Annotated in this window: 7 protein-coding genes, 1 tRNA gene and 2 pseudogenes; 5 read left to right on the top strand and 5 right to left on the bottom strand. The window is 70.0% G+C overall.

Annotated features, from left to right (window positions below):
- The first annotated feature begins 374 nt into the window (after nucleotides 1-374).
- The 3 genes from JOF44_RS04985 (at nucleotide 375) to JOF44_RS04975 (ending at nucleotide 3,343) form a co-directional block, all read left to right on the top strand.
- Nucleotides 375-836, top strand: a complete 462-nt coding sequence (locus JOF44_RS04985; RefSeq protein WP_209888057.1) for a hypothetical protein — start codon at nucleotides 375-377, stop codon at nucleotides 834-836.
- Nucleotides 837-1,594: 758 nt separating this feature from the next.
- Nucleotides 1,595-1,960 (top strand): MmcQ/YjbR family DNA-binding protein, encoded by a 366-nt coding sequence (locus JOF44_RS04980; RefSeq protein WP_209888054.1) that lies wholly within the window; start codon nucleotides 1,595-1,597, stop codon nucleotides 1,958-1,960.
- Between the two features lie 45 nt (nucleotides 1,961-2,005).
- Entirely contained in the window at nucleotides 2,006-3,343 is a 1,338-nt protein-coding gene (locus tag JOF44_RS04975) for a replication-associated recombination protein A (protein WP_342591670.1), read from the top strand.
- 370 nt (nucleotides 3,344-3,713) lie between these two features.
- On the opposite strand, the gene JOF44_RS04970 is transcribed toward JOF44_RS04975, so the two are convergent.
- Nucleotides 3,714-4,607, bottom strand: coding sequence for a CPBP family intramembrane glutamic endopeptidase (locus tag JOF44_RS04970; RefSeq protein ID WP_209888051.1), 894 nt, complete (start codon nucleotides 4,605-4,607; stop codon nucleotides 3,714-3,716).
- Nucleotides 4,608-4,711: 104 nt separating this feature from the next.
- Here JOF44_RS04970 and JOF44_RS04965 point away from each other — a divergent pair, with 104 nt between their 5' ends.
- Together JOF44_RS04965 and JOF44_RS04960 are read left to right on the top strand one after the other, a co-directional pair.
- Nucleotides 4,712-5,509: a helix-turn-helix domain-containing protein gene (locus JOF44_RS04965; RefSeq protein WP_209888048.1), complete on the top strand. Its 798-nt coding sequence runs from the start codon at nucleotides 4,712-4,714 to the stop codon at nucleotides 5,507-5,509.
- A 38-nt stretch (nucleotides 5,510-5,547) separates the two neighbouring features.
- Nucleotides 5,548-5,780, top strand: a pseudogene (locus JOF44_RS04960) (transposase); the annotation flags it as partial.
- Here JOF44_RS04960 and JOF44_RS20615 read toward each other — a convergent pair.
- From JOF44_RS20615 to JOF44_RS04945, 4 genes and pseudogenes are all read right to left on the bottom strand, one after another.
- Nucleotides 5,680-6,012, bottom strand: a complete 333-nt coding sequence (locus tag JOF44_RS20615) for a LuxR C-terminal-related transcriptional regulator (protein ID WP_342591669.1) — start codon at nucleotides 6,010-6,012, stop codon at nucleotides 5,680-5,682. The pseudogene JOF44_RS04960 and the gene JOF44_RS20615 overlap by 101 nt on opposite strands.
- Nucleotides 5,966-6,301 (bottom strand): annotated as a pseudogene (locus JOF44_RS20610) (response regulator); the annotation flags it as partial. The gene JOF44_RS20615 and the pseudogene JOF44_RS20610, both read right to left, overlap by 47 nt.
- A gap of 125 nt (nucleotides 6,302-6,426) precedes the next feature.
- A tRNA-Arg gene (locus JOF44_RS04950) sits at nucleotides 6,427-6,499 on the bottom strand.
- A gap of 55 nt (nucleotides 6,500-6,554) precedes the next feature.
- Entirely contained in the window at nucleotides 6,555-11,459 is a 4,905-nt protein-coding gene (locus tag JOF44_RS04945; RefSeq protein ID WP_209888045.1) for an Lhr family helicase, read from the bottom strand.
- Nucleotides 11,460-11,603 lie beyond the last annotated feature (144 nt).

The raw sequence follows: 11,603 nt of genomic DNA, 5'->3' as shown, positions 1-11,603 counted from the left end.
CTCAGTCAAGATCCGCCGATCTCACGGTGCTACACCGAATAACTCGTTCTCAACTCGTACCTCGATCGATGACCCTGAACGGAATCTAGGCGGAGCCGGCCGAACCGAGACGTCGCAGCCAGACTACTCCGTGAGCCGTCCGGGACCGGCCCCTTCGACGGCGACATCGCACGCAACGCGTCCGTGTGGGACGCCGCCTACGGGTTGATGGAGTTTTTGGCCAAGCGCAACACCGCCTCGACCAACCTGATCGATCTGTCCCTTGGGGGCGGTGACACCGTCGACCCCAAGCGGGCATCGATGACTTCCTGGCCTACTCCGGCACCTGGAGCGACGCACTCGGCCTGCGGATCGACGAACTGCCGAAGCGGCCCGTGGACGACACCGGCGACAAGGGCCAGACCCGCGTGACCCCGGACGGACTCGGGGTCGAGGTCTGCAACGTGCGCACCGGCCCCGCGGGCGGCCCGGACATCACGACCTGGCAGACATCGACGACATCGGTGGCCGCGGCGTGGAAGACCCCTGAGGGGCTGGTGGACTCTGCGGTGTTCCGCGGTCCCGAGGCAATGCTCGATGAGGACCCCGCCAAGTGGGAGACCCGGTACGGGGCCGACGTGCCTACGAAGGTCTCGGCGCTGTGGTCCTGGCCGCCGCGCTCCGGCATCAACTGGACCCGCGCGATCAAGGACTACCGCGCATCCGAGAGCACCGACGATGTGCTGTGGGGCTGCAAGGGGGCGCGGATGGCGGCGCAGTCTTCAGTGGTAGTATCGCCTCCCATCGCAGAAGGCTTCCCTTGGTTCGCACGGGACAGCTGCGGCCCGAACGAATAGGTACCTGGTCAGACATGAACAGGGTTGTCAGGAACTATGCGGCGAGCGTTCTGCTGACAGCGGTTGCAGCTGGCCTCGTGTACAGCTGGGTCACGACTGGCCACCCCATGGCCTTTGTGTATTACAGATACCCGATCTTGCTGTCTGGTGTTGCCGCTGCCTTGGTCATCATGACTTTCTTCATCGCGTGCGTTGCGACCGGGCGGCCGAGGTCTGCTTCGTTGGTCACAGTGGCAGGTTATCTTGTGCTGATACTTGCGCTGGTGACCGCGACAGCGGAGGGGTTTCTCGATCAACTGTGGTGGAGGGTATTTATCTTCTATTCAGTGTTCGTCCTGATTCCGCCGATTGTTGCTGCGATTTCAACGTCGATGATCGCCGCACGTGGGTCACGCCCGAATCGTAGGGGCTGATTCGCATGAAGCTCGTTCGGTCCGATTTTTCCGCCCAGTCTCTTATGTGGTGATTTCCGACGTTCTTCGTGACCGCGATGGTGCATGATTCCTTGCGCGCATCACGGTCCGAGACTGCTCGGAGACGAAGAGCTGGGCCCAGAGGCACCTCGGCGCGTGCGACGATACGACGATCGGACGTACACGCTCTCGGTACAGCTCAAGATCTGTATCCCTACCGCACAGAGGAGGCACGCCGATGCAGGGCACCACGGCCGGGGTCGCGTCGTCTGTGCTCGCGGTGGAGAAGTACCTGCCCGAGGACCAGCAGCCGGTCGATCCGCATGCTCTCGCCCAGGAGACGTCATGAGCCTGGGCGGGACGGACGTTCAGCGGGTTGCGCGGGAGACGGCGGAGGGATTGCCGGGCACCAGCAGCGGGTATCCGTTCACCCGGCATCTGCGGGTGTGGAAGGTCACGGGAAAGGTGTTCCTGATCGTGACCGAGGACGATCCGGAGCTCGAGATCATCACGCTCAAGGCCGAGCCCGACGACGGCGATGCGCTGCGTCGCGAGCACGCGTCGATCAGCCGCGGGCACTATCTGGACAAGGAGCACTGGATCTCCGTCGCGGCAGGGGAGGGAATCACTCCCGCTCTGGTGGAGGATCTCGTGCACGAGTCCTACCGGCTCGCCGAGCATCAGGCACCGGCGAAGGACCGGCCCGAGTAGGTCACGAGCATTCTCCGTGCACGGCGCGGGAAGGGAGACGAACAGGTGAACCAGGACCCACCGGCGCTGTTCGAGGCCGACGAGTCGTCGCGGCCCCTGGCGGACAGATTGCGCCCGCAGACTCTCACCGAGGTGGTCGGCCAGGACCATCTGCTCGCCCCCGGAGGCCCGATCGGGTCGATGGTCGCCGAGCGCCGCTTGGTGTCCATGGTCCTGTGGGGCCCGCCCGGCTGTGGGAAGACGACCATCGCCCGCCTGCTCGCCGAAAGCACCGGCCTGGTGTTCGAGCAGCTCTCGGCCACGTTCTCCGGCGTCAGTGATCTGCGGAAAGTGTTCCTCGCGGCGCAGCGGCGGCGTGATCTGGGGCAGGGAACGCTGCTGTTCGTCGACGAGGTCCACCGATTCAACCGGGCCCAGCAGGACTCGTTCCTGCCGTACGTCGAGGACGGCACGATCGTGCTCGTCGGCGCGACGACCGAGAACCCGAGTTTCGAGCTCAACGGCGCGCTGCTCTCCCGCTGCCAGGTGTTCGTCCTCCATCGGCTCGACGAAACCGCTCTGACGGCGCTCATCGAGCGAGCGGAGCACGCGACCGGGACGCCGCTGCCGGTGGACGCGGACGCCCGGCAGGCGCTGATCGCGATGGCCGACGGCGACGGGCGCTATCTGATCAACCTCATCGAGCAGCTGCAGACGGTTCGTGGGTCGCTGGACGCAGCGGGCCTGGCCCAGCTCGTGCAGCAGCGCGCCCCGCTGTACGACAAGTCCCAGGAAGGGCACTACAACCTCATCTCGGCGCTGCACAAGGCAATGCGCGGCTCCGATCCCGACGCGGCCCTGTACTGGCTGGCCCGGATGCTCGACGGCGGCGAGGACCCCCTCTACATCGCCCGACGGCTCGTGCGCTTCGCGAACGAGGACATCGCCATCGCCGACCCGCAGGCGATCCACCAGGCACTCGCCGCATGGGACGTCTACGAGCGGCTCGGCTCCCCCGAAGGAGAGCTCGCGATCGCCCAAGCCGTCGTCTATCTCGCCACCGCCCCGAAATCCATCGCGGTCTACCGGGGTATGAATCGAGCCATGCGAGCCGCCAAGGAGACCGGCTCGCTCGCGCCGCCGGCGCACATCCTCAACGCCCCGACCCAGTTGATGAAGACCCTCGGATACGGGAAGGGGTACGAGTACGACCCCCACACCGAGCGAGGCTTCTCCGGCCAGAACTACTTCCCCGACGACATGCCCCGCCAGACGTTCTACGAGCCCACCGAGCACGGCCATGAACATGCCGTCGCCGAGCGCCTGCGCCACTGGGCCGAACTCCGGAACGATCCCGCCGAGCACGATCCCGGCTCCGCGCCCGACGGGTCATCACCCCCGTGACGCTGGATGCCGAGACCACCCGGTGGGAAATCTGTCGGGTCGAGCCGGGGGAGATCATCGGCCATACCGCGCTGACCCGTGAGAGCTCGCAGGCGACGACGTCGGCCGCTGAGGTGCTCACCCTTCTCGCCGTCACCTGGGCGACGCTCGACGCCCTGGTGCAGGCCCACCCGCGCCTTGCCCGCGATGGTCGAGGCATGCCTGTCCGGCCTCGACACCGCACCCCGGGACCTGCTGCAGTCTCCAACCAGCCATGCGCAGATGGGGCTGCACGGGCACGGCCCTCGATCGGCGATGGGCAGCCGATGAGGCGTCCGACGCGCCCGATCATGAGTGTTCCCTATGCCGCCGCCTGGAGGATCTGCTCGTGTCAGTCCTCCATCGCTGCAGTTGCTCGCCGCTTCTCGATCCTCCACACCAGGAGGACGGCGACTGCTTGGGCGAGGAGCGACAGCAGCATGTACGGTCCGGCGGCGCCCGCTGACCGATCCTGGCTGATACCTCCGCCGTATGCGAAGAGGGATCCGATCACCATGGCGAACACGTTGTTCATGGCATGGAAGGCGATGGAGGCTTCGAGGCCGCGGCCGATCAGGGCGATGAGTGCCGTGCTCGCTCCGAGGCCGAGGTAATTCAGGAGCATCCACGGGTCAGAGCTGGTGTGCAGCAGGGCGAAGAGAACTGTGGAGAGGCCGATCCCGACGACGAGCGCGGGGCGCGCCGCGCGGATCCACGCGGCGTAGGAAGCGGTGAGCACTCCGCGGAATGCGATCTCCTCGGCTGCAGCCTGGAGAGGAGTCGTCAGGAGAACGATGATCACAAGGGCGACCGTCGTTCCGGTGATGGCGAAGGCGGAGCCCGGTGAGGGCTCGACCAGGTGGATGAGCAGGTTCAGGACGACCATCAGCCCGGCGAACAGAGCTGTGTAGCTGCTGAGGCGGCGCCAGGAGAATTTTCGGTCCAGCGCTATGGCGCTGCGCCAGGGAGCCTTGCTGGTCACCCGCAATGCGAGCAGCGACAGTGGAGCGATGAGGATGATCGCGAAGTTGGTGGCGAGATAGGTGAGGGGTGTGAGAGTGGCATCGTTCGGGTCCTTCCCCCACAGTCCGACCTCGACGATCGCGGCGGCCGAGAGGAACAGCAATTGCAGAATGTACGTCGCGCCGACCACGAGGAGGGTCAGCAGCAGCGGTGCCCACCAGCGCATGGCGATGTGGGCACCGAACGGGCGGGAGACATCGACGAAACGGTCAAGGGCGGTCATCGGAGCTCCTTCCGGGAGTAGCGGTGTGTCTGCCAGTCGAAACTCTGCCCCGGGGGCACGGTCAATGCCGCTCGGGATCGCGCCGCCCTCCTGCGCGGCTTCCCTTGCCGAGCCCGGCGTTCGAAGATGGGTGTCATGCGCAGCTGCACCTCGACCGATGCCTCCGAGCACTGATGGCCTGGAGTACCCGGCGCCTCGCCCAGCTCGGGGGGACCACGGTCAAGACCATCCGTCATTACCACGAGATCGGGCTGCTCGACGAGCCGGAACGCGCCGCGAACGGCTACAGGCAGTACGGCACAGCTCATCTCGTTCGCGTCCTGCAGATCGCTCGGTTACGTGACCTCGGGATGGGGCTCGCCCAGATCGCCGGTCTGGAGGCCTCCGAGGCAGCATTCGCCGAGACGTTGCACCAGCTCGACGCTCAGCTCGCCGAGTCGATCACCCACCAACAGAACTTGCGCGCTGAGATCGCCGAGCTCATCCGGCACCGAACCACATCGGACACGCCCGCCGGCTTTACCGAGGTCGCGGGCACGCTCACCCCCGCCGACCGGGCGATGGTCATGATCAACTCGCAGCTCTTCCACGCTCGAGGCGTGCAGGACATGAAGGAGATCGTCGCCGCCCACCAGGATGCGGACGATGAGTTCGACGAACTCCCTGGAAACGCGGGGCCGGATGAGATTCGCGGCGTCGCCGCGCGTCTGGTGCCCATGCTCGAGATGATCTACGCAGAGCGCCCGGGCCTGCGGACCCCTCCGCTCAGTGCCCGTACCGGAGAATCGCTCCGCGATCTCACCCGAGCGGTCACCGAGCTCTACAATCCGGCGCAGGTTGAAGCACTCCGCCAGGCGTACCTACTTTCCTACCAGCACCTCGAGGGCACTGAGGAGGAGTGAACGCACGGTGTCATCTGTGGTCGACCGAATCAGGATCTTTGGCGACCGCGACGACTCGACATCAGGTCCTGTCCGACGAGCAGTGGGGGCGGATCGAGCCGCTGGTGCCCTCGACCACGGGGCGCAAAGGGCATCCGCTCCAGGACAATCGGAAGATCGTTGAGAGGGGATCATCTTCCGGTCCCGCACCAGGATCCCGGGGCGTGATCTGCCCCGTGATCGGTTCGGGCCCTGGCAAACGGTGTGGAAGCACCAGGACCTCTACGCGCGGGCGATAGGTCAAAGCCAGCCGCGGTCGCGCGCCACCCTCGCGGCGTCGTGCCGAGTGGTCGGGCCGGTCTTGTGCAGAGCGCTGGGCTGGAGAGATGGTTGCGAACAGTGCCCGGCGCCAGGTGCAGTCGCCGGGCAATCTCCCGGACCGAGTGGCCCTCACGGGTCTCGCGAAGGGCATCGGCCTCACGATCGGGGAGGGGCGAGTCGTCGATGACGGAGGCTTCGAGCACATCGTGGGCGATCCAACGGCCCCCATCGTGCAATGTACGTAACCACGTCGACCATCTCCTCCGGGTCGGCTCCCATGGACATGAAGCCCTGCACGCCGAGCCTCAGCGCACGGCGCAGGACCCCAGGTCCGGCGTGCCGGGTGAGCATCAGCGCTGGTTGCTGCGGACGCTCCGCCAGGATCGCGGCGACAGCCTCGAGACCGTCCATCTCGGGCATCTCAAGGTCGATGACCAGCACGTCGGGACGGTGCCGCAGGGTCGCGGCCACGGCCTCGGCGCCGTTCTGCGCCCGCCCAACGCGGCGCTCTGTCGTCGGATGCTGCGTTGCGTCGGCTCTACATGCAGACTCTCACTCGAAAAAGTCGTCGTTTACTCGTCCCCCGAGGGCTTCTGCAATCAAAGACGCAGGTCAGGTGCCCCCAGCAGGACTCGAACCTGCGACCGACGGTTTAGAAGACCGTTGCTCTATCCGCTGAGCTATGGGGGCGGACGACCCACGAGTCTACCGAGGATCTGTGGCGGGCCGCACCGCCGCCGGGCCCTCAGCGTCCGTGGAAGCGCAGGCTCCGCGGGGAACGGGTGAACCCGGCCCGCTGCAGCGCCTGGACGGCCCGTCGCATCGACGGGGGCTGCTTCGCCTCGGCAGTGGTCAGCGCGAGGCCGTCGATCCGTTCGAGGGAGACGCGACCGAGCCGCCCTGCCGCTGCGGCCGAGGCCAGAGCGGAGGCGACCTCGTCCTCGACGTCGACCTCCGTCGGCGACCACCACAGCAAGGATTTCCCGCCCGACTCGAGGTAGGCGGCCGCCCTGCCCCCGGTGACGACGACGTGGGCACCTGCTCGGCGCTGCGGCCGGCTGCCGCTGTCCGTCTCCGGCCACGGCAGGACGGTCCCGAAGGGTGAGGCCGGATCGATCACGGAGAGCACGACGGCCCGGTCCTGTCCCGGCGCGGTCCGCAGGCGGTCGACGGCGGCGGTCTGGGCGAACTGGGCGGCCCCGAGACCCTCGACGAAATAGCCGCGGCGGACCGCGCCGGAGTCCTCGAGATCGGCGAGCTCCCGGAACACCGAGGACCAGCCGCCGGGCACGCCCTCGCTCGCCACTGCCCCGCGGGTGAGCAGACCGTGGCGGTCCACCAGCAGGGCGACCCGCGCCGCGCGACGGGCCGACGGATCCACCGTGGGCACCCGCACCGCGCTCCACCGCCCGAGCGCCGCCGGACCGGTCAGCGACGCCAGCGCCGAGTCCTCGGTCTCCGCCCGCAGCAGAGAGGCCGACAGGCGGGCCGCGCCGCGGCGACCGCGGCGGGACGCCGAGCCTCCGCGCCGGCGCGGAGCGGGGGTGGAACGCGTCGAGGGGGAGCGTCCCGGCAGCGCGGCGAGGGAATCGGGGCCGGCGAGTCCGGCCAGGGCGAGCTGCTGGAGGGCGTCGGCGACCTGGGCGAGCGAGAGCGACTCCTCCTCGCGGCGTCGTCGCACGGCGGCGGCCAGGTCCTGCAAGCGCACCGGCCCCACCGCGTCCTCGAGCGCCTCGAGCACCTCGTGGGCCAGCGAGTCCGCAGCGAGCGCCGAACGGGTGCCCTCGAGCTGTTCGCGGTCGAGCCCGAGGGCCAGAGCATCGGCCAGGTGCAGGCGGACCATCGGTTCCGTGGACCCGCTGCCGCGGGCGGTCACGAGCACCTCGCCGCGGCCCAGCGCGTCCTCGAGCAGACGCGGGGCCGACGGGCCCAGGCGCACCGGCAGCAGATCCTCGCGCCACACATCCAGCGGCGCCTCGACCCCGGTGAGCTGATCGACGACGTCGGCCAGCGCCTCGGCCGCCTCGTCGGGGTCCTCGGCGCCGGCGATCCCGTGCGGCGCGGCGGCGCGCTCGTCGGCCGCGCCACGTCCGTCAGCTGCTTCGCGCCCGTCGCGCGCCCCAGGTCCGTCGGCTGATCCAGATCCATCGGTCACCCCGCCGATCCCGTGCCAGTCCAGGGTGAAGGCGGTGAACGCCTCCGGGGTCACCGGCGCGATGTCCTGTCGGGCGGCGGCGAGCGAGACCCGGCGGATGCGCCGCAGGATCCCGGCATCGACCCATTCCTCGCTCTCCCGACCCGGCAGGAAGGCACCCTTGGCCAGCACCCGGCGGGCCGAGAGCTCCGCGAGGGCCGCGCGCGCCGTCGCCGGGGGCAGCGGCAGATCCTCGATCATGTCCTCGACGGTGAAGGGGCCGCGGCAGCGGGCCCAGCGGGCCACCACCTGCTCCGCAGCATCCGGGACCTGCCCCAGGACCGCCGGATCGAGCGACGCCTCCGCCCCGTGCGGCAGCACCTGGTCGCCGGCGGCGTCGCGCCACAGCCCCACCTCCTCGACCAGCGCGAGATGGTCCTCCTCGTGCCAGCGCAGCGGCAGCACGCGCCCGGAGTCCGTGAGCCGGGCGATGGCCCTCCGAGCGGCGTCGGGGTCCACCGCCCCGTCGGCCGGGCCGAAGCGGGCCAGCACCTGGGCGGAAGTCAACGGGCCCAGACGGCGCAGCGCGTCCGCGAGATCCTCGCCGTCGCGGATCGCGCGCTCGGGGCTCAGCAGCTGCGCATCCGCGCTCACCTGAGCGATCGCCGCCGGCATCAGCAGCTCGCGCAGCGAGACGGTTCCCAGCAGCTCGGCGAGCACCGACTGATCGAGGGTCAGCGCCGCGGTGCGCCGTTCGGCCAGTGGCGCGTCGGCGTCGTAGATGAACTGGCCCTCGTAGCCGAACATGACCGCGCGGGCGATGGGGCTGGGCTGGTCGACGTCGACCTCGACGACCTCGACGCGCCCGGTCTCCAGCTCGGACAGCAGGCGGGTCAGGGCCGGCAGGTCGTACTCGTCCAGCAGGCACTCCCGGGCCGCCTCGAGCATCATGGGGAAGTCCGCGTGATCCCGGGCGGCATCGAGCAGGGTCGCGGACCGTTGGCGCTGCTGCCACAGCGGCGCCCGCGAGGTGGGCACCCGTCGAGGCAGCAGCAGGGCACGGGCCGAGCACTCCCGGAAGCGCGCCGCGAACAGGGCGGAGGAGCCCACCAGATGCTGGACGGTCTGCTCGATGACCTCGGAGGAGAACAGCACCAGCTGAGCCGTCGGCGCCGCGGAGCCCTGCGGCAGACGCAGCACGATCCCGTCGTCCGAGGCGACGACCTGGACCTGCGTGGTGCCCGCCTCCTGCAGCCGGTCGCTGATCGCCAGCGCCCACGGGGCCGTCACCCGCCGACCCAGCGGGCAGTGCACCACGATGCGCCAGTCCCCGAGGTCGTCGACGAAGCGCTCGAGCACCAGGCGGGATCCGCCGGGCACCACCCCGGCGGACTGCAGCTGCCGCTCCAGCAGCAGGTGCACCTGCGCACGGGCGTCCTCGTCCAGGCCGAGCTCGACCAGATCCCGCTCGCGCTCGGGAGCGTCCTGGCCGGCGATCTGGTCGAGATAGGCGCCGATGGCCCGCCCCAGCGTCGCCGGGCGCATCGCCCCGTCACCGTGCCAGAAGGGGATCCGCCCGGAGAACCCGGGCGCGGGGGAGACCGTCACCCGTTCATGGGTGATCTCCTCGATCCGCCAGCTGGAGGTGCCCAGCGTGATCACGTCCCCGCGCCGGGACTCGTAGACCATCTCTTCATCGAGCTCGCCGACTCGCCGGGCCTGCTCCGCCCCGGCGGCCAGGAACACCGGGAACAGTCCGCGGTCCGGGATGGTGCCGGCATTGGTGACGACCAGGCGCTGCACGCCGGGCCGCGCGCTGAGCACCCCGCGGGCGCGGTCATGGACCAGCCGCGGGCGCAGCTCGGAGAACGCCGTGGAAGGGTAGCGGCCGCTGAGCATGTCGACCACGGCGTCGAACGCGCTGCGCGGCAGCTCGGCATAGGGCGCCGCCGAGCGCACCACCTCCAGCCACCCCTCGACCTCGAGCTCCTCGAGCGCGGCGGCCGAGAGGGTGTGCTGGGCCAGCACGTCCAGGGCATTGCGCGGCACCTCGAGCGGCTCCAGCCGGCCCGCCAGCGCCTCGCGCACCAGCAGCGCGCTGTGGACGACGTCCAGCGGATGCAGCGGATGCAGCCGACCGCGGGAGACATCCCCGACCCCGTGCCCGGCCCGGCCCACCCGCTGCAGCAGCGAGGCGACGTCGAAAGGGGAGGAGACCTGCACGACGGCGTCGACCGCTCCCATGTCGATCCCCAGCTCGAGGGTCGAGGTCGCGACCACGCAGCGCAGCACCCCGGCCTTGAGCAGGTCCTCCGTCCGGCGCCGCGCCTCCTTGGACATCGAGCCGTGGTGGACCCGGGCGATCTCCGCGGCCCCGGCCTCGACGGCGGAGCTCTCGGTCTCGACGGCGGAGTCCTCGTCCGTGTCCGCGACGACCGCGGTGTCCTCGCCGACCTCCTCGGGGGCCGGGGCGGGTGCGGGGCTGCGCCGCCGGTGCAGCGCGTTCAGCCGGTCCGTGAGGCGTTCCGCCTGCCGTCGAGAGTTCGAGAAGACGATGGTCGAGCGGTGCGCCTCGACCTCGGCGAGCACGGCCCGCTCGACGTGCGGCCACAGCGTGCCCTCCACGTCCTCGTCGTCGATCGCGTCCGACGGGGGGACGACGTCGTCCATGTCCGGCACCGGCACCGTCACCCCGAGGTCCCACTGCTTCGTACCGGCCGGGGCGACCACCCGGGCCGGGTCGCCGGTGGGGGAGAGGAACCGCGCGACCTCCTCGGGAGGTTCCACCGTCGCCGACAGCCCCAGCCGCTGCGGACGGCGCCGCGTCGGGGTCCGTCCCGCCCCGGTGATCAGCGCATCCAGCCGGGCCAGCGACAGCGCCAGGTGCACGCCCCGCTTGCCGCCCGCGATGGCGTGGACCTCGTCGACGATCACCGTCTCGACGTCGACGAGGGTCTCCCGTGCGGCCGAGGTGAGCATCAGGAACAGGGACTCGGGGGTGGTGATCAGGATGTCCGGGGGATGGGAGATCAGCCGGCGGCGCTCCGCCGGCGTGGTGTCCCCGGAGCGCACGCCCACCCGCACCGGCGCCGCCTCGTCGCCGCGCGCCGCGGCGCGATCGGGGATCCCTGCCAGTGGCCGACGCAGGTTCCGCTCGACGTCGACCCCGAGAGCCTTCATGGGGGATATGTACAGGACCCGCGTGCGCTCGCCGGGGCGCTGCTCCGGCCGCGCATCGTCCCGGGCATCGGCGGCCGCGGAGGAGCTCGCGGCGACGGGGGAGTCGGAGATGCCCGTGGTCTCAGGGGCGAACATCAGATCATCCAGCGCCCGCAGGAATGCCGCGAGGGTCTTGCCCGAGCCCGTCGGCGCGATCACCAGGGCGTCCTCGCCGTCGGAGATCGCCTCCCACGCCCCCAGCTGGACCGGCGTCGGCAGGCCCAGCTCGCGCGAGAACCAGTCCCGGGTCGCCGGGTGCAGGCTCGTCGGCAGCGCAGGAGCGGGAGATGTGCTCACCCGACCATCATCCCGCGCGCAGGGCACGCGCGGGGCGGATCGCGCAGGATGACCCCCGCCCGGGACGCGGCCGTCCCGCGACAGGGACGATGCACCCCCTGCCAGGAGCAGCGAAAGGTGGAAGGATGGAGACGCTGCGCTTCG

The organism is Brachybacterium fresconis (assembly GCF_017876515.1).
GTDB lineage: Bacteria > Actinomycetota > Actinomycetes > Actinomycetales > Dermabacteraceae > Brachybacterium > Brachybacterium fresconis.
This window is presented reverse-complemented; position numbering and strand designations above follow the sequence as displayed.